This is a genomic window from Gloeothece verrucosa PCC 7822 (genome assembly GCF_000147335.1).
Taxonomy (GTDB): domain Bacteria; phylum Cyanobacteriota; class Cyanobacteriia; order Cyanobacteriales; family Microcystaceae; genus Gloeothece; species Gloeothece verrucosa.
On record NC_014501.1, the window covers coordinates 3,196,668 to 3,216,046 of the forward strand.

The 19,379-nt window shown below is 40.6% G+C and carries 12 protein-coding genes; 5 read left to right on the forward strand and 7 right to left on the reverse strand.

Features of this window, described 5'->3' with window-relative positions; translation table 11 throughout:
• Window positions 1-13 precede the first annotated feature (13 nt).
• Entirely contained in the window at window positions 14-1,375 is a 1,362-nt protein-coding gene (locus CYAN7822_RS14075; RefSeq protein WP_013322943.1) for a chloride channel protein, read from the forward strand.
• A gap of 316 nt (window positions 1,376-1,691) precedes the next feature.
• On the opposite strand, the gene CYAN7822_RS14080 is transcribed toward CYAN7822_RS14075, so the two are convergent.
• The 5 genes from CYAN7822_RS14080 to CYAN7822_RS14100 all read right to left on the reverse strand — a co-directional run bounded on the left by CYAN7822_RS14080 (window position 1,692) and on the right by CYAN7822_RS14100 (window position 11,768).
• Window positions 1,692-3,119 (reverse strand): protein adenylyltransferase SelO, encoded by a 1,428-nt coding sequence (locus tag CYAN7822_RS14080; protein WP_013322944.1) that lies wholly within the window; start codon window positions 3,117-3,119, stop codon window positions 1,692-1,694.
• A gap of 116 nt (window positions 3,120-3,235) precedes the next feature.
• The gene (locus CYAN7822_RS14085) at window positions 3,236-4,579 is read right to left on the reverse strand and encodes a sensor domain-containing diguanylate cyclase (RefSeq protein ID WP_013322945.1); all 1,344 of its coding nucleotides are present in this window, start codon (window positions 4,577-4,579) and stop codon (window positions 3,236-3,238) included.
• A 3-nt stretch (window positions 4,580-4,582) separates the two neighbouring features.
• Window positions 4,583-4,969 carry a response regulator gene (locus CYAN7822_RS14090; RefSeq protein ID WP_013322946.1) on the reverse strand — a complete coding sequence of 129 codons (387 nt, stop codon included), beginning with the start codon at window positions 4,967-4,969 and terminating at the stop codon, window positions 4,583-4,585.
• Between the two features lie 20 nt (window positions 4,970-4,989).
• Window positions 4,990-10,245: a GAF domain-containing protein gene (locus tag CYAN7822_RS14095; RefSeq protein WP_013322947.1), complete on the reverse strand. Its 5,256-nt coding sequence runs from the start codon at window positions 10,243-10,245 to the stop codon at window positions 4,990-4,992.
• A gap of 476 nt (window positions 10,246-10,721) precedes the next feature.
• Window positions 10,722-11,768: an adenosine deaminase gene (locus CYAN7822_RS14100; RefSeq protein ID WP_013322948.1), complete on the reverse strand. Its 1,047-nt coding sequence runs from the start codon at window positions 11,766-11,768 to the stop codon at window positions 10,722-10,724.
• Between the two features lie 345 nt (window positions 11,769-12,113).
• Between CYAN7822_RS14100 and CYAN7822_RS14105 the strand changes: the two genes are divergently transcribed.
• The 4 genes from CYAN7822_RS14105 (at window position 12,114) to glgB (ending at window position 16,422) form a co-directional block, all read left to right on the forward strand.
• Window positions 12,114-12,377 (forward strand): GlsB/YeaQ/YmgE family stress response membrane protein, encoded by a 264-nt coding sequence (locus CYAN7822_RS14105; RefSeq protein WP_041933740.1) that lies wholly within the window; start codon window positions 12,114-12,116, stop codon window positions 12,375-12,377.
• Window positions 12,378-12,526: 149 nt separating this feature from the next.
• Window positions 12,527-13,564 (forward strand): M42 family metallopeptidase, encoded by a 1,038-nt coding sequence (locus CYAN7822_RS14110; RefSeq protein WP_013322950.1) that lies wholly within the window; start codon window positions 12,527-12,529, stop codon window positions 13,562-13,564.
• Window positions 13,565-13,655: 91 nt separating this feature from the next.
• Window positions 13,656-13,958 (forward strand): hypothetical protein, encoded by a 303-nt coding sequence (locus CYAN7822_RS14115; RefSeq protein ID WP_013322951.1) that lies wholly within the window; start codon window positions 13,656-13,658, stop codon window positions 13,956-13,958.
• Window positions 13,959-14,118: 160 nt separating this feature from the next.
• Window positions 14,119-16,422, forward strand: a complete 2,304-nt coding sequence (glgB, locus tag CYAN7822_RS14120) for a 1,4-alpha-glucan branching enzyme (protein WP_013322952.1) — start codon at window positions 14,119-14,121, stop codon at window positions 16,420-16,422.
• Between the two features lie 169 nt (window positions 16,423-16,591).
• On the opposite strand, the gene CYAN7822_RS14125 is transcribed toward glgB, so the two are convergent.
• Together CYAN7822_RS14125 and CYAN7822_RS14130 are read right to left on the reverse strand one after the other, a co-directional pair.
• Entirely contained in the window at window positions 16,592-17,722 is a 1,131-nt protein-coding gene (locus CYAN7822_RS14125; RefSeq protein ID WP_013322953.1) for a CO2 hydration protein, read from the reverse strand.
• A 170-nt stretch (window positions 17,723-17,892) separates the two neighbouring features.
• Entirely contained in the window at window positions 17,893-19,374 is a 1,482-nt protein-coding gene (locus CYAN7822_RS14130) for an NADH-quinone oxidoreductase subunit M (protein ID WP_041933246.1), read from the reverse strand.
• Window positions 19,375-19,379 lie beyond the last annotated feature (5 nt).

Consider the following 19,379-nt stretch of genomic DNA (forward strand, 5'->3'; position numbering starts at 1 on the left):
AGGATTGAACACGATGGCAAATGGTAAATTACTACCCCTGTTGACAGGAGTCGGCACGTGGGCGCTCGGTGGTTCGCTCGGAGGGTTGGTCGGCTCCCTGACTGCGGTGATGCTGACTCAGGGGATCAAGCAAGTTCTTGATTTCGTCTCCGGGCTGGGTAGCCTCTGGATGCTACTCCTGCCATTGCTCGGTGTTACGTTAGCGGTACTGGTACTGTATGTACTGGGTAAGGGCGCGCCCGTACAAACCTTAGCCCCGCTAAGGGACGAAAATCTCGATCACAGGCCTAAACTGAGTTGGTACACTTTCCCTCATGACGTTGCCCGGGCCGATCTGACCGGTGACGTGGTGAACACGGCCGGAGCAGAGGAGCGGTTCCCCTGGAAGCGGGCACCGTTGCGCGCCCTCGCTATCCTGTCCTCGGTCGGGTTGGGAGCGGCGATGGGAACCGAATCCCCGGCGGCCCATATCGGTGTCGCGACAGGAGTCTGGCTGGGTAGCCGAAATCCAGCACTAGGCTGGCTGGTACGTCCCGCCGCGATCGGTGGTGGTGCGGCGGCGGTGTCAGCCTTAATGGGTATCCCTCTGGTAGGTAGCTTCTTCATGTTCGAGTTGAGTCGGCGTCGGAAAATTCCCCTTACCCCGGAGCGGGCGGCCGCGATGTTAGCGGGGGGACTGATGGGTTGGGGGGTCAACTTTGTCTTCAATCTCAGTCTGATCCGCCTGGTCGTGCCTAGGGTTCCACCCGATGACTTGTGGGACGCGGTGGCGGCCGCGTTATTCATCGGAGCGCTCGCGGGTGTTATTACATCGCTATCGGGCGAGGCGATCTACTGGGCTAGAGGGTTACAGACCCGTCCGGCCGTTCGTCTGCTGTTCGGGGGTACGGCCATGCTGGTGCTGGCGAGCGTGATAGCGGGGATCGCGTCTCCGGCGGCCGCTTTCGGCCCGGGGGGAGCGGCCATCGTCTGGGCCGAAACCGTCGATCCGACCCCTTACCACCTCCTGGCCGTATCTTTGCTCCGAGCGGCATCCACCACGGCCACCGTTGTGGCGGGGGGGTGTGGTGGTGTGTTTGTACCTTTCCTAGCGATCGGTGATTTGGGAGGCCGGGTGTTCGCAGCCCCCTTCGGGGTGCCATCGGATCTGGCGGGGGCGGCCGGGGCAGCGGCCGGTATCGCCGGTGGCTATCGCCTACCTCTGACAGCCATGGCGATGGTGCTGGGGGTCGGTGGCCCGGCTGGTGCCACGCTAACTTGCCTCGCGACGGTCGGGGTCGCTACTCTTTCGGGATTGATAGCTGCGCGGACGGCCGATCAACTCTCTAATTCCTTACGCGCTGCGATCGGCAAGAATCCATCGTCGGAAGACTAATATGACTCCCTCGGCTTATCTTACTTTTCACGGGATCTGTGATTCGCGGACGATATGACTTTGTTGGCGAAAGTAATTTAAAATTCCAAGAAAGAAGTTCAATTTATAAGGGAGCATCCCATTTTTGTAATTCGACAGTGTGAGCAGAATAAAAGTTTAAAAGAGTTTGAGGAAGCTCGCTCACAATTACACGAAAATATTAGAACTTGTTGCACGGAAGCAGGCATTAAGATTTTTGCACCTCGTTATGAGGCTGATCCCACTAAATATGGTCCAGTGAAAGATTGATGCTCTATTTCCTCTTGTCTGTTGCTACTTACTGTTTAGTTTGAATTTTTTGAATTAATTCCTGGAAAGGCTGCCAGTTATCATCATAAGCAATCGGTTCCCAAACCGACTCAATCAAGGGTCTGAGTAATGCGGTTTTAGGATTATAAAATTCTAAACGGAGAGGCACTTTTTCCATCTCTTCAAGCGGCAACTGATTTAAAAGTTTATGATAAAGTTGTCTAAAAGTTTCCCAATCTCCTTTAGGTAGCTCACTATTTTCTAAAATGGTTGATGGTTCTTCTCGCCATCCCCAATTAAACTCGGCGGCTAAATCCGCAAAAAATTGATGATAACCGATGCCAGTTTCTTGGAATAGTTGAAGGGTTTTATCGACTAAATCTATCCCTTGAGTCGAGGATAATTTTTCAACTTCAAAGCCCAGCTTTTTCAGCATTAAGCGATAATAGTTTGAATAATAACAATCATCAAACTGAGAGAGTGCTGTTTCTAAATCAAAAACCGAAATCAGCAAACTCAGAGGTAAGTGTAACATCTCTAAATTCAACCGACAGATAAAGGGTTGATTTCCATAACTATAGCGTCCCCCATAATCAAAATAAGCCGAGATAAAATTAGGATTATAATTGGTTATGAAAGCATAAGGACCATAATCAAAACTTTCCCCAGTGATGGACATATTATCGGTATTGAGAACGCCATGACAAAAACCGGCTGCCATCCACTGGGCCACTAAGCTTGCAACCCGCTTGACCAATTGGGCATAAAATTGAAAATAAGCGTCTTCACCCAGTTTGATTTCAGGATAATAACAATTAATAACGTGGTCTAGCAATTTTTTTAGTAAATCTGTGCGCTTAATATAATGTAGTCTTTCCAAAGTCCCAAAGCGAATATGAGAGGAACTTAAACGTATCATCACCGATGAACGGGTAGGTGAGGGTTCATCATTGCGCCACAGAGACTCTCCGGTTTCAATTAAACTCAAACAGCGAGAGGTTTTAACCCCGAGATAATGTAAAGCTTCTGCGGCTAAAACTTCTCTGATGCCGCCTTTGAGGGTTAATCTTCCGTCAGCATTGCGAGAATAAGGGGTTCTTCCCGACCCTTTTGTGCCAAAATCATACAATTTTCCATCAATTCCCCGTACTTGCCCATAAAGAAACCCACGGCCATCTCCTAGATAAGGGTTGTATTCTCCAAACTGATAACCATGATAGCGTAGTGCTAAAAAGGGACGAATTCCCTGAAATTTACCAAAGGCTTCGCGAAAATGGTCATCGCTGACCGAGTTGGGATTCAACCCTAATAACGGGAGCAATGAATCATTACGAAACCGTAAAATATGCTTAGGAAACTCGGCTGCGGCGACTTCATCATAATAGTCGTTTCCTAAGTCTTCTATAGCTGTTTCGTAGTCAAGATTAAGTAAAGGGTTGGGAGTGGGTTGGCTCATATAGGGATCTAGGATAAAGTAACAGGGGATACATTTTAACGCTTTTTTCGTTTATTTTAATCGCTCAAACCTAATCTTCCCTTAGAATACAAGAAAAATCTCTTGAGTTACTGTAATCAAAGAACACAACAACAATTGCGGCCACGCTCTTTAGCTTGATATAAAGCTTTATCGGCTGTATTGATTAAAGTTTTGGAAGAACTCTCGAGACTCGGGATCGTGGTAGAGATGCCTAAGCTGACTGTCACATATGGATTAGCGCCCGATACACCATGAGGAATTTTTCGCTTGGCTACCGCTAGACGGATATCTTCAGCCACTTTTTGCGCTCCTTCAAGATTAGTATTAGATAGTACAATCGCAAATTCTTCGCCTCCATAACGTGCCACTAAATCGGCTGAACGTTTGACGATTGTTTCCATAACTTTTGCTACTCTTTTTAAACATTTATCTCCGGCTAAATGCCCATAGCAATCGTTATAAAGTTTAAAATGATCGACATCACATAATATTAATGATATAGGAATTTTTTCTCGAATGGAGCGTCGCCATTCATATTGTAAATATTGATCAAATTTGCGACGGTTTGCTAATTGAGTTAGTTGGTCAGTGGTGGCGAGTTTTTCTAATTTTTGTTTAGCTTTTTCTAAGTCTCGCGTTCTTTCAGCTACTTTTTGTTCTAGGGTATAAGAATATTCTTTAAGTTTATCGTAATATTGAGCTACTTGAATAGCCGCCGCCGTTTGAGCAGTTAGAGCCGTCAAAAGTTTTAAATCTTCGGCGCTATAGTTGATGGGTTTTGAGTGAGTAATATTAACCACTCCAATGGTTTTATTTTGTATGGTTAAAGGCAGACAAATCAAAGAACAAATCCTTTGATTTCCTTCTCCATCTGCAATATTTTCCCAAACATCATTAAGAATTTCTGCTTTGCCTGTCTTCAGTACATGACTAATGATAAGGGAGTTAGATAATTTTTGATTTGAGGGGTAATGAGAATCGGCTACGATTTTTAATCGACCGTTTTTGTGATTGATTAACATTAACCAAATTTGCTCAGCTTCTACTAAATTTTTTACTTCATTGATTACTAAACTTCCCAGTTCTTCAATGGATAAGCAGGTAGAAATTTTAGCAGATAAATCATATAAAAAATTAATTTCTTCATATTTATCTAAGGTTTCAATGGCTAGTAATTTTTTTTCTAACTCTTGATAAGCTATATAACTTAAACTTTCTGCAATAATAGCGGCTTTTTCATCTCCTTCTACCCAACCAATAACCTCGAGTCCAGCTTGAATCGGATGTCTTTTTGAGGAGAGAAAGCCACCATCTCCCATGATTATTTTTTCTTCTTTATCTAGAATATTAATAGAAATATGCAAGCCATTTATCCAGTTTTCTAACATCAATAATAAGTCTGGCTTTGCTAATATTTTTTTTAGGCTTAATTTCACCATTCTCTATATTTCTATTTCAAGAATTTCCATTGCTTTTATCAGAATTTCTTTCGGTTTAAAAGGTTTTGTCATATATAAGTCTGCTCCCACCGCCATGCCAGTTTTTTTCTCAAATTCCTGTCCTTTGGCTGTTAGCATAATAATATAAACATTGTTAATTTCAGGATTAGTTTTAACAAATTGACACACTTCTAAACCACTCATTTTAGGCATCATTACATCTAAAAAAACTAAATTGGGTTTTTCCTCTTGGATAATTTCTAAAGCTTTTTTTCCGTCATTTGCCGTTAATAATTCTACTTGATAATCATCCTCCAGTTTTTCCAAAACCTGCTCCATCAAAATTAAAATATTTGGCTCATCATCAACGATTAAAATTTTTTTATTCATTTATTTCTCCAAATGACTAATTAACCTTCGTTACTTTTTTCAAGCGGCTCATGTTCCTGCCCAGAGAGGGGTAGACTAAAAAAGAAGGTACTCCCTTGATGAGGGGCGCTGATTACCCAAATTTTTCCGCCATGATACTCTACTATTTGTTTACAAATCGGCAAACCTAAGCCGGTTCCTGTGGGTTTATCGGTGAGAATATTTCCGCCTTGTTGAAAGCGTTCAAAAATTTTACTCTGCTCATTTTCGGCGATTCCTATTCCTGTGTCAGTAATGCTGATCACTAATTGATCATCTTCTAATTTAGCGCAACAGGTAACCGATCCTTCATCAGTAAATTTCACAGCATTGGACAAAAGATTAATCACTACCTGGATCATCCGATTTTTATCAACCCAAATATTGGGTAAATTTAAGGGAAAGTCTTTAATTAAGTCGATTTTTTTCTTGTCAAAGAGAGGATAGGTTGCGGCGCTCGCTGTTTCTAAAATCTCCACAACAGAAGTAGACTTAATATTCCATTCCATTCGTCCTGCTTCCATTTTAGCAATATCTAAGACATCATTAATCAAAGCCGTAAGTCGTTCGGCTTCGGAGATAATAATCTTAATATTTTGTCCAACCTTTTTTCTCGCTTTTTTAACTCTCGTCTCATCGCTGCTAATGGCCGGAAAAATCACTTCTTCTAACTTTTCTTGAATTAAAGAAGTAAACCCTAACACTGAAGTGAGGGGAGTCCGCAGTTCATGAGAAACTGTCGCCAAAAATTCCGTTTTCATCCGATCAACTTCTCGCTCACTGGTCACATCTCGGATTAAAATTACTGAACCGAGACATGGCTCTTCTTCATCCCCAAAATTTTCTTGAAAAATACTGCTGACTAAAGCTTGTCCTGAGCGACCACTTCCTAATTCTACCTCAGCAGTTACGATTTCTTTTTGTTGTCGTCCTATTTTTCTAACTAAGTTGGCCAAGTCTAGAGATAATACTTCAGATAGATGCTTGCCTTTGAGATTGTCTGTTAAATTAAACATAGAGAGCAAAGCGGGATTAAAACGAGTAATAAAACCGTGAATATCGGTTACTAATAAGCCATCCGCTAAATTGTCCACAATGGCGTTCAAGTCAGCTAAGGTAGTCTGTAAAATATTCGATTGTTGCTGAGTTTGCTCGAGCAGTTGAGCTTGATAAACGCCTACTCCTAACTGATTACCGGCTTGAGTGAGTAAGTTAATTTCTCGCTGTTCCCAATGACGGGCTTGAGAATTTTGATAAGCGCCTAACAATCCCCATAATTGCTCCCCAACAAAAACGGGAACAACGACAAAAGCTTTGACTTGAAAATGTTCTAAAATTTCTACATGGCAGTCTGTTAATCCGGCTTGGTGGATATCATCAATGGCGAAAATTTCATGATAGCGATAGCGTCCTCCTTTATTTTCTTGTAAAAAGGTATCTTCCCAAACTGTTTTTACGCCTTTTTTCCAGGTTAAAGACTTCCAACCGGGGGCTACAGATTCATACATAAACTCACCACTCCAGTCGCCATAAAAACGATAGACGACGACGCGATCACATTTGAGAATTTCTCGGACTTCTTGAGTGGTGGTGCGAAAAATTGTTTCGAGATCGAGGGTTTGCCGAATTCGTTCTATGACTCGTGCTAAAGCCTTTTCTTGAGCCGCCACTTGAGCTAAATGTTCTTTTTGTGCCTGCACTTGAGCTAAAGCAATTTGCAGTTCGCTGGAACGTTTTTCACTTTGGGCTAATAAGTCTGCCTGTTGCAACGCCACGCCTAAATTAACAGCAATTTTGCTGACAAATTGTTTATCTAAATCATTCCACTGACGAGAAACACTACACTGATGAATACACAATAATCCCCACAATTCTTGTCCTTTGAGCAGAGGAGCCACTAAATTAGCTTTAATCTGAAAGCGACTTAAAATTTGGCGATGACAATCTAATATTTCCGCTTTGTCGATATCTTCAAGGGAAAATATTCGACCCTGTTGATAATAAGTGGCATATTGTTTGCCAAAACAGCTATCTTCAACTTTCGCCTCCATAGCGGAATCAAAATCGGGCAAAACGTCTTCTGAGACGAATGTCCCTTGGGTATAACTACTTTTAATATCAAACTTAAAAATAGCGACTCGATCCGCTTGCAACAGTTGACGAACTTCGGTAGCCGTAGTCTGAAAAATCGTCTTTAAATCGAGGGTAAGACGAATTTTTTCAATCACTTGAAATAGGGCTTTTTCTTGTTCGGCAATGCGAGCTTGTAACTCTTTCTGAGCGCGAACTTCGGCGAGTGCGACTTGTAGTTGTTCTGAGCGTTGGTTGGCTCGCTCTAGCAATTCTGCCTGTTGTAGGGCTACTCCTAAATGGATCGCAATTTTTCGAGAAAATTCTATCTCCGCATCTTGCCATTGACGAGCGCCGCGACATTGATGAATACACAACAGCCCCCAGAGTTGTTCTCCTTTAAGCAAGGGAATAATTAAATTCGCTCGAATTTCAAAGCGTGCCAACAGTTCTAGATGACAAGATTGTAATTGACTTTGATAAATATCAGCAATAGCCAGAATTTTTCCCTGCTGATATTGGTTGGCATAAACTTCTCCAAAGCAGTGATCAGAGATTTTAACAGCTAATGCGGATTCAAATTCACTTTTAACATCTTCTGAGATAAATTTTCCCTCTATATATTCAGTCTCTCGGTTAAATTGAAAAACGGCTACCCGATCCGCTTGTAAGAGTTGCCGCACTTCTACAGCCGCCGTTTGAAAAATTGTATTAATATCTAAGGTACGACGTATTTTATCAATGACTTGAGATAAAGCTCTTTCTTGTTCGGCTACCGTTGCCTGTTGTTCTTTTTGAAACTGAACTTGTGCTAATGCCTGTTGTAATTCACTAGAACGTTTTTCAGCTTGAACTAATAATTGAGTCTGTTGAATCGCTACTCCTAAATTAGCGGCTATTTTGCTGACAAACTCGATCTCCGATTCTTTCCATTCCCGAAAATCAACACATTGATGAATACACAAAAACCCCCACAATTGATCGCCTTTTAATAGGGGAGCAATTAAATTAGCCTTGATCTGAAATCTGGCCAACAGCGCAATATGACATTCTGAAAATCCCGCCTCATAAATATTAGCTACGGCTCCGATTTTTCCTTGTTGATAGTCCCTAGCATAATTTTCGGCAAAACAACTATCTTTAATTTTCGCTGATAAGACTGATTCAAACGAGGATGAAACATCTTCGCAGATGAATTTTCCGGTTGTATGATTAGAGTCTGGTTCAAATTGAAAAACGGCTACCCGATCCACTTTGAGCAGTTGACGCACTTCTGTGACTGTTGTTTGAAAAATTATTTCTAAATCTAAGGTACGCCGAATTTTATCAATGACTTGAGATAAGGCTTTCTGTTGTTCTACAGCATTGGCTTGTTGTTCCACAGATATTTGAATTTGTTTTAAATAGTCTGTCTGTTGTAACCCGACTTCGAGTTGTGTGGCTAATTTTTGCAGTAAATTGATTTCATCGGCAGTCCACTCTCTGTAAGCACTGTTTTGAAAAACAGTTAATACTCCCCAAAGGGTTTCTCGTTGCACAAGGGGAACAAACACGGCTGATTTAATGCCTATGTTATTTAAGCTAATCAGAAAAGGTTGCTCAATTTTTTTTGGATCGATAATTTTATCCAAAATGTAGGGCTTAAATTGCTCTAAATTTGCCCCAAAAGCCGCTTTCAACTCTTCATCTTTCCATTGATATTTTAATAAAGAAGAAAAATTGAGGGGATTAGATTCACAAATAAAATGACCCGCTCCCTCAGTTCCAAATTTATAAATACAGACCTGTTCTGCTGCTAGGAGTTTTTGAATTTCTAGGGCGGCTGTTTGAAATATTGTATTAATGTCTAGGGTGCGACGAATTTTATCAATCACTAGAGATAAAGAACGTTCTCTTCGGGCTTCTTTAGTGAACTCTTGCGCCCTTTTTTCCAGTTCAAGGGTTAATGCGGTTTGCAGTTCGTCTTGACGTTGCTGTGTTTTGGCTAATAATTCTGCTTGTTGCAGTGCAACTCCCAAATGAACGCCCACTTGAGTTAAGAAATTAATTTCATTTTTTGACCATTGGCGGGGTGCTGAATTTTGGTAAGCCGCTAATAATCCCCAGAGTTTTTCTCCTTCATAAATAGCGACAATGATGTAGGCTCTAACTTGATAGTGTTCTAGAATATTGATATAACATTGAGAAAATTTCTGTTCATAAATATCATCACAAACTTTATAGAGATTTTGTTTACTAAATATTTTTCCCTCAGTCTCTTCTAGATAAGTATCTGTGATTTGAGGATTTTTTAATTCTCTGACGCTACATCGACTGATGTTTTGCTTAATTTCAGGGATTGATAGTTGTTGTTCAATTAAACAATTCCAGGGATGGGTTACTGATTCTATAATAAACTGACCACTCCAATCAGGATTAAAACGATAGATGGCTACCCGATCAGCTTGTAATAGTTGGCGAACTTCTGCTGTACTTGTTTTGAAAATGCTATTGAGGTCTAGTGAACGCCGAATTTTATCAATAATAGCCGCTACCGCTTGTTCCCTTTTGATTATTTGTTCAATGGTGGTGGCTAGAATATCTGTTTGTTGTTCTTGTTGAACTAATAGTTGAGCTTGCTGTATGGCGATGCTTAAATGAACGGCGATCTGATCAGCAAATTCTATTTCTTGTTTACTCCAGCGACGCGGATGACTACATTGATCAATCAGTAATAAGCCCCATAATTCTTTTCCTTGGTGCAAAGGAACAGCTAAGGAGGCTTTAATGTTTAGAGCTTCTAAGATGCAATCAGAACATTCTCGGTTCGAGGTTTTGTCAAAGTCATCTACCGTCCAAATTTTCCCTTGTTGAGAGTAAACCTTACAGTGGTGTTCAAAACATTTATTATCGATCTTTATTTCCTGCATGGATTGATAGGGAATTAGCACTGATTCGGCGACATATTTTCCCTCGCTGCCATTGGATTGCGATTCAAACCGATAAATTCCCACTCTATCACTCTCTAGAAGTTGACGAACTTCTGTCACGGTAGAGTTAAAAATACTGTCTAGGTCTAGAGATTCTCGAATTTTTGTCACAACCCCTAATAAAGCTTTTTGTTGAGCGACCTGTTTACTCAACAAATCTTTTTGAATTTTTTCTGGTCTTGGTGCTTTTTTTCCCTGGCTAGATTGAGTTTCTGGCATTGAGTTGTTCAATCTTCTGCTTTTCCTTCACTTTTTTCTATTTTAGTGCCTGAATTGAAAATTGATCACCCATGCCTTAAAACTTATGCTCAAGACTATATCACCCAAGCCCTAGTCGCGTTTTAATTCCTGCTTTTCTTGAGCTTACTCAGAGTGCCAACCATCTTGTTCAAGATGTTTATTCGTTGGTTTAACTCCCGGCTAATCTACTGATAGGAATTGTTCGTTTTCGGTTCGGGTGATAGCCTTAGATAGCGAGACAGATATTAAGTTAAACAGCTAGATTTACCTCTTCTTTTTTGACTATTGTGAACATGGCTGTTTTTTCTGCCAGGGAAGCTTATTTAGCTTCAATTATTAATTTATCATTTTTTGCTGACATAAAGACTAATTGTTATTAAAGTTTACTTGTCGTCAAGGGCCTACTCATTTTTTATAACTTTGTGTAAAGAAACAGAAGAGAACAGGCGCTCTGACTAATGACTATTAACTAATTGCTCATCTGGATAGGTTTCTTTGAGCAAACCCGTTAACAAAGAAGCCGGTCTTTGTTGGTATGGCCAAGCAAAAGCATGACGGAAAGCCGCATCCTGGCAACTTTCTAGTTGAGCAAAATCAATCACATCTTGAGTCAATAAATTTTCATATTCAAAAGGTAAACGAACATTATGGAGTCCAGCGTTATCAGTACAGATAGCGATATCTACTCCCGCCTCAAAACAACGATCAAAGACGATTTTCAGTTGAGAGATCTCTTCTAACGTCCCCGTTTTAAAATAAGTCGTCGGGCAAATTTCTAGACATTGCTGAAGTTGAGCGACTTCTTTTAATAATTCGGGATATTTTAGCGGAATTTGAATCCCATGTCCAATACGCATCAAATAAGGCAAAAGTTCTGGGTAACAACCGTTAGTCGTTTCAAACAGATGTCCGGTGGTTTTAATCCCTAGAGAACGAGCATATTTATACAAACTCACAAATTCATCTAACCGTTGCGCTAGATGAGAATCTCCCCCAGCGACATCAATCGCACAAACATAATCCGGCCGACTAGCCGCTAGGTCTACGATAGCTTTATTGACTTGATAGGGTAAACGGGTGTGCATACAGAGAATTTGTGAGGTAATCATGGGGTACTCTTTAACTTGAGATGCTTTCCCCACAATTTCTACAATTTCCGCCATTTGTTCAATGCGTTCAAATTCACTCAAATGTTCAGCCGTTCGATAATAAGGTGTGTACCGTAGTTCTAAATAGGCTAAATTTTCAAAAATATAAGCTCCGCGAATTAAACGGTAGATAAAATAGGGTAGTGTCTTGGCTGTTTGGACACTTTCTACTAATGTGTGTAATTCTAAATATTCATCTAAACTACTTCGTTCCCGAGTATAAAATTCCTCAAATTCATTATATTTTGGAAACCGTTGAGCCAAATGGTCATCATGCCGTTGGAAATAGCGCCAGAGAATTCTTGGTACAACTGATCCTCCTAAATGACGATGCAAATCTGCGTATAAAGCCACCTCAACCTCCTGAAAATTAGGTGTATTTAAAACTATAACGAAAATCTTTAAGAAATGTTAAGTTTTCTGGCCAGAAATTTTACCTTAAGTACAAATACTCTGTCGCCCAAAACTTCTTGATATAATGATAAACAAAATTTAACCTATTGAGCGACCGAATTTTTCTTTAAAAAAGATTAAGAAAGAATCGCAAAAAATAGACAACAATAGTGATTAAAGACAGAGAAAAATCTTAACATTCATTTTGGCTCATCAATACTGTTGAAAGGCAGATGTAGAAAAAGGGGCATTCTTGATAGCATAGTCAAGAGATACGCAAGACCATATATCAGGAAAGAACCAATGATTAACATTATTGCTTGGCTTATTTTAGGATTAATTGCCGGAGCGATTGCTAAAGCTATCTATCCGGGTCGTCAAGGAGGAGGAATCTTTGCCACAACTTTGTTGGGAATTATCGGCGCTTTTATTGGAGGAACTATCGTCACTTTGCTTCAAACCGGCAGATTTTTGCTAACGGGAGCAAGTCTGAGTATTCCGGGCATATTTGTAGCAGTAATTGGAGCCATTATTGCTATCTATCTCTGGGGACTAATGAACCGTACTTAAAAGCAGAGGTTAAAAGTAGAGACATGGTAGGTAGAGTCTCTACTTTAAGGCGAGGTTTTAAACAGGTCAAACGCCTTGGTTTCCACTCTTATAAATAATTTATGGTAAGCTCTGAGTAATTCTGGAATAATTGAATTTGCCCGTAGCCCATGAATTATGACGATTTATTTCAAACTATTGAAGAGTTAGTTTTACATCATTCCCCAAGTGGAATGGAACAAGAAATTGATAGCTTCCTTCTGACTCGCTTCCATGAGACAGGTTTAGAAACTTGGCAAGATGCGGCAGGAAATATTATTGCTAAAATTCCGGGCCTTGACTCCACCAGAAAAATCGCCATTACTGGACATAAAGATGAAATTGGGGCAATTGTCAAGTCAATGGAGGATAATGGCCGTTTACAAGTGCGAAAATTAGGAGGCGCATTTCCTTGGGTTTACGGGGAGGGAGTGGTAGATATTTTAGGAGATCAAAAAACGCTAAGCGGCATCCTCTCTTTTGGTTCTCGTCATGTCTCCCACGAGTCGCCGCAAAAAGCCCAGCAAGAAAAAAAACCTCTAGTTTGGGAAGATGTTTGGGTAGAAACTAAATTAACCCCAGAAGAATTAAAAGCGGCTGGAATACGTCCAGGAACTCGGGTAGTCGTAGGAAAACACCGTAAACGTCCGCTCCGCCTCAAAGATTATATTGCCAGCTATACCCTAGATAACAAAGCGTCTGTAGCCATTTTACTCGCCTTAGCACAACAATTAAAACAGCCCAAAATAGATGTCTATTTAGTCGCTTCAGCTAAAGAAGAAGTCGGGGCAGTGGGGGCACTTTATTTTACTCAAAATAATAACTTAGATGCTTTAATTGCTTTAGAAATTTGTCCGTTATCTTCGGAGTATACTATCGAAGATGGAGAAGCGCCCGTCTTATTGTCTCAGGATGGTTACGGAATTTATGACGAGTATTTGAATAGAGACTTATTACAAGCTGCCGAAAAGGCGGATATAACGATACAATTAGCGGTGATTAGCGGCTTTGGGAGTGATGCCTCCATCGCCATGAAGTTTGGTCATATTTCTCGAGCGGCTTGTTTAGGGTTTCCCACCCAAAATACACATGGTTATGAAATTGCTCATTTAGGGGCAATTCTTAATTGTATCACAATTCTCAAAACCTATTGTGAGAATTTTTCTTAACACCTGTTGTCGGCCCCTTGTGCCTTTCCCGAGTGATTTTTAACTTTTTGATACCATTAACTCTAAAATAATACTCATTAGCCAATTCACCATGAACAGCAGATTATTCAAATTGGGAATTTATCTGGGAGTAGGATTAACGGTGAGTGGAACCCAACTCAGTCTCGCTTTACCGCCGCCAAAAGATATACCAGAAGAGGTATTAAGGACAGAAATCATTTTAGAAGGGCGCTCGCCAGTCAATGGACAACCTCTGACCGCTTCTGAGTATTTACAACTCGAGCAACAATTAGCTCAAAGCCCCTACCCACCACAATTAACACCTAAAGTACAACAGTTAATTTTTCTGTTGCGGGTGCGTAAGTTGTTAAAGACATTTATCCCGATTTTGTAAAAATATCTCTCTTTTCTACCCATTGGTGAGTAGTCTTTATACCTAGAGACTATTCCCTATTTGATTCCTATCTGCTTAAATATGTAAGAAATCTTAAATAATGTGTATAAGTTAATAAAGGCGCTTCTGCCTTCGGTATTAATATAAAGCTGATAGCCGAATGTCCACAACCATATCTCCAGAACAAGTCAATCAAATTGTTTATAACCTCCACCATGACCCCTTTGAAATCCTCGGGGGCCATCCAGTAGAAGATAACGGAAAAATTAAGCAATGGGTTGTCCGCGCCTACTTACCTAAAGCACAAGAAGCCTGGGTCGTTTTCCCTACAGACCGGAAAGAATACCCCATGCAAGCGGTGCATCATCCCAACTTTTTTGAATGTCTAATTGATACACCAGAACTAGCCAATTATCAATTACGTATTCGCTCCGGAGAACATGAACAAGTTATTCATGACCCTTATGCTTTTCGTTCCGCAATCTTAACGGATTTCGATATACATTTATTCGGAGAAGGAAATCACCATCGGATTTATGAAAAACTCGGGAGCCATCCCGTAGAAATAGACGGAGTCAAAGGCGTTTATTTTGCCGTTTGGGCCCCAAATGCTCGTAATGTCTCTGTATTAGGAGATTTTAACCAGTGGGACGGCAGACTTCATCAAATGCGGAAACGCGATAATAGTGTCTGGGAACTGTTTATTCCTGACATTGGCGTTGGCAGCAGTTATAAATACGAGATCAAAAATTGGGAAGGTCATATTTATGAAAAATCTGACCCCTATGGTTTTCAGCAAGAAGTTCGTCCTAAAACGGCCTCGATCGTCGCTGATCTCAATAGCTATCAGTGGCACGATGACGAATGGTTAGAAAAACGCCGCCATAGTAACCCTCTGAGCCAACCTATTTCTGTTTATGAGGTGCATTTGGGGTCTTGGCTTCATGCTTCCTCAGCCGAAAAGACACAATTACTCAGTGGAGAGTCAGAACCGGTTCAAGTATCAGAATGGAATACCCAAGCCCGGTTTTTAAGCTATTACGAGTTAGCCCACAAACTCATCCCCTATGTTAAAGAACTAGGCTACACCCATATAGAATTATTACCCATTGCAGAACATCCTTTTGATGGTTCTTGGGGTTATCAAGTGACTGGGTATTATGCGCCCACCTCCCGTTATGGAACTCCCGAAGATTTCATGTATTTTGTGGATCAGTGTCATCAAAATGGCATTGGCGTTTTAGTCGACTGGGTACCCGGTCATTTTCCTAAAGATGGTCATGGGTTAGCCTTTTTTGATGGAACTCATCTCTATGAACATGCCGATCCTCGCAAGGGAGAACATAAAGAATGGGGAACTCTAGTCTTTAATTATGGACGCAATGAAGTCCGAAACTTTTTAGTGGCTAATGTTCTCTTCTGGTTCGATAAATATCATATTGATGGAATTCGAGTCGATGCCGTAGCCTCTATGCTCTATCTCGATTATGCTCGTAAAGAAGGAGAATGGGTAGCTAATGAGTACGGCGGACGGGAAAATTTAGACGCGGCTGATTTTTTACGTCAAGTCAATAGTGTATTGTTTGGGTATCATCCGGGAGCATTATCCATCGCTGAAGAGTCCACCGCTTGGCCGATGGTTTCTTGGCCAACTTATATGGGGGGATTAGGATTTAATCTCAAGTGGAATATGGGTTGGATGCACGATATGCTGGACTATTTCAGTATGGACCCTTGGTTCCGCCAGTTCCACCAAAATAATATTACTTTCAGTATGTGGTATCACCACAGTGAGAACTATATGCTGGCTCTTTCCCATGATGAGGTGGTTCATGGTAAGAGTAGTATCATGGGCAAAATGCCTGGGGATGAATGGCAAAAATATGCTAACGTCCGCACTTTATTCGCCTATATGTTTACTCACCCCGGTAAAAAGACCATGTTTATGAGCATGGAAATAGGACAATGGAGTGAGTGGAATGTTTGGGGTGATTTAGAATGGCATCTCTTGCAGTATGAACCCCACCAAAGGTTAAAACAGTTCTTTAGTGATGTTAATGCTCTTTATAAGAGTCAGCCTGCCCTTTATGAACGAGATTTTGAGCAGGAAGGGTTCCAATGGGTTGACTGTAGCGATAATCGTCATAGCGTCGTTTCTTTTATTCGTCGAGCAAAAGACCCCACTGATTTTGTCGTGGTAATTTGTAATTTTACCCCGCAACCCCACAGTCATTATCGTATAGGAGTCCCTGAATCCGGATTCTATACGGAGTTGTTTAATAGTGATGCTAAAAAATATGGCGGCAGCAATATGGGGAATTTAGGTGGTAAGTGGACTGATGAATGGTCATTTCATGGGTTACCTTATTCTCTTGATTTGTGCTTACCTCCTTTGGCGGTATTGGTGCTTAAGTTGGACCGAGATAAAACAGCCGAAGCTAAACAACAATCTCAGTCAGAATAATCTTCGAGTTGGTGACAGTTTTCTATCAATACTATTGAGGCAGAACTATTTACTGCCTCACTTTTTTTTATTTCTATATTAATTGTTGATAAAAATCTATGTTTAAAACTCGTTTAATAAATGATTAATAAAAAGGTGCGTTACGCAGACATAAACGCACCCATAAAAACTACTGATTCACCTCAACTAAACGAGATGTTGTAAAGCGATTCATCCATTTTTCTAAATAGATTCTATTGGCTTTTTTCTGTTCAGGGTCTGTACTATCTAAAGGATAGGGGGCTAATCCTTTTATCGCCGCAGTTGTCACACAAAACATAGACTTTTGAAAGCTTTCACATATTTGCACTAACAAATCATCTTCTTGTCGAAAACTTTTGCGATAAATATCATGCAAATATTCAGGAAGGAAATGTCGCATATCTTGCATTAAAAGGGTTGGGGGAATACCAGCACCTCCTACCGGTAAAGGATCTGCATATAATGCCCCATAGGTAAACATCGCCTGATCATAGGGAATTTGATAAGCTTGAGCATTATAAGAAACCGTCCCCAAAAAGGGCGTACCTCGAAAGAAAACCGCCTCAACATACGGTACAGCAGTATCCATTAAAAAGGTTAAACCCACAGATTTAGGAATGATTTCATAAATCTGATTTTTAATTTTTACCTGATAAGTAATGGGACGATTAGCATCGGCAACCAACCCATCTAAGATATGCTGCACAACTTGGGGAATTGTCTTAATTTCTCCTCGGTCATAACGGTCAGATAAACTGAGAAAAATATCCGCCATCACTCGCCAAAATTGCCCTAGTCCACTGTAATAAGCCGACTGTCTTACCTGTTCTGGTAAAAAGTTAGGGAAAGCTTTATGTAACCCCAACATCAAAATATTGCCTTTTAACTTAGCTTGAATCGCCTTTTCTACTAAGTGGTCAAATTCAGGAGAATCCAAATAATTATCTAACCCTCCTCCCCCATGCCAAAACATCGTTTTCATGCAATATTCCGCATACTCAAAATTAATGCGGTCATGCCACCAATGTTTCAGCAATTGTTGAAAGGAAATTTTGCCATTAAAATATTTAAAAAAGGGAAACAAAACTAAAAATTGATTGTCTGCAATGTAAATTAAATTCCGAGAGTAGGCATCTAAAACCACACCGTAACTTTTGAGAATACCCACCACCTCGGTGACATTCTCAGGAGAATCTTTCAAGAGTGCCTCTCCTTTTTCTAAGCGGTAAATGAACGCCGCTAAAGAATGTTTAGATTGATCGATTTTTGTGCTTACCATAATTTTAATTGCTATTGGTCATTAGTTATTAGTCATTGGTGATTGGTTATTGGTCATTAGTCACCGAGTTATTAGCGAATAGTTTTATGTTATTTATTATCAGTTTTCGATGGTTTGTTATTTGAGTAAAGTTTACTACTCACTAAGAACTAAGGACTAAAGACCAATAACTAATGACTCACTAAAGCTATCTCATCATTGCCGGTGAGTAACATCGCCGCACTCGGTTCACTCCAACGAACCATCCAATTGGGTTGTATTCCTAAAAGGATAATTAATATTGCCAAAACCATAGCCGGAGTTCGTTCAGACCACAAAACCCGAGGTAATTTCGATAATTCAGCCGTCAGACGACCAAAAAAGACGCGGTTAACCATTAACAAGAAATAAACAGCCGTTAATCCACTCCCAATTAAACAGAATAAAGTTTGTAGGGGAAATATAGGAAAGCTTCCTCGGAAAACCAGAAATTCAGCAATAAATCCGATCATTCCCGGAATTCCGGCACTAGCCATCACCCCTAAAATCATTAAAGTACCTGTAACGGGTAACCCTCTTTCTGGGTTTAACAAACCCTGTAAATAATTGACATCGCGGCTACCTGTTTTCTTGTACACTACCCCCACCAACAAAAACAACATCGCAGAAATTAAGCCATGACTAATCATTTGATAAATTGCTGCCAGAATACTCAAGCGGGTAGATGCGGCAGCCGCCAATAAAATATAGGCCATGTGAGCAATGGAAGAATAGGCCACCACCTTCTTCATATCCTTTTGAGCAATAGCACAGGAAGCCCCATACAAAGCACTAATGGCGGCTAATGTGGCCATCCAGGGAGCAATCGCTACCCAACCTTCTAAGAATAAGCCTATTCCAAAGCGTAATAAGCCATAAGTTCCCAATTTCAACAAAACACCCGCTAATAAGACCGAAATTGGAGTAGAAGCCTCTACGTGAGCATCCGGCAACCAAGTATGAAAAGGAAAGATAGGAATTTTAATTCCCAACCCAATCAACAGAGGAATTAACAGTATAATTTGAGTTTCAACCGGTAAAGTATGAGAACGCAAAGGTTCATAATCAAAACTTGAAGCGCCGCTCAACCACACCAAGCCTAAAAAAGATACTAAAACGAGAATGCCTGAAAGGGCAGTATACAGCAAAAATTTCATTGCCGCATAACCGCGTCGTTGTCCTCCCCAAATAGCGATTAAAAAATATAAAGGAATAATTTCCAGTTCATAAAACAGGAAAAACAGTAACAAATCCTGAGCTAAAAATGCCCCTGATACCCCACCATTGAGGATCAACAATAAAGCATAATAAAAACGAGGTCGCTCAAGGGATTGACTGCTGCTATAAATAGCGATCAAGGTCAACAGACTATTAATAAACAGCAGAGGAAAAGATAGACCATCAATTCCTAGATGATAGTTCAAGCCTAAACTACTAATCCAGGGGATATTTTCTGAAAATTGCGATTGTAGGTTGGTTGGGTCAAATTGAAATCCCAAGATGATATTTAGCAATAAAATCCCACCAGCAATCACTAAAGTGATTAAACGAGTTTGACTTCCATCGACTTTCATCGGTAAAAAGGCAATGGCAATCGCTGCTAAGAAAGGAACCCAGACAAAAGCACTGAGCATCATTA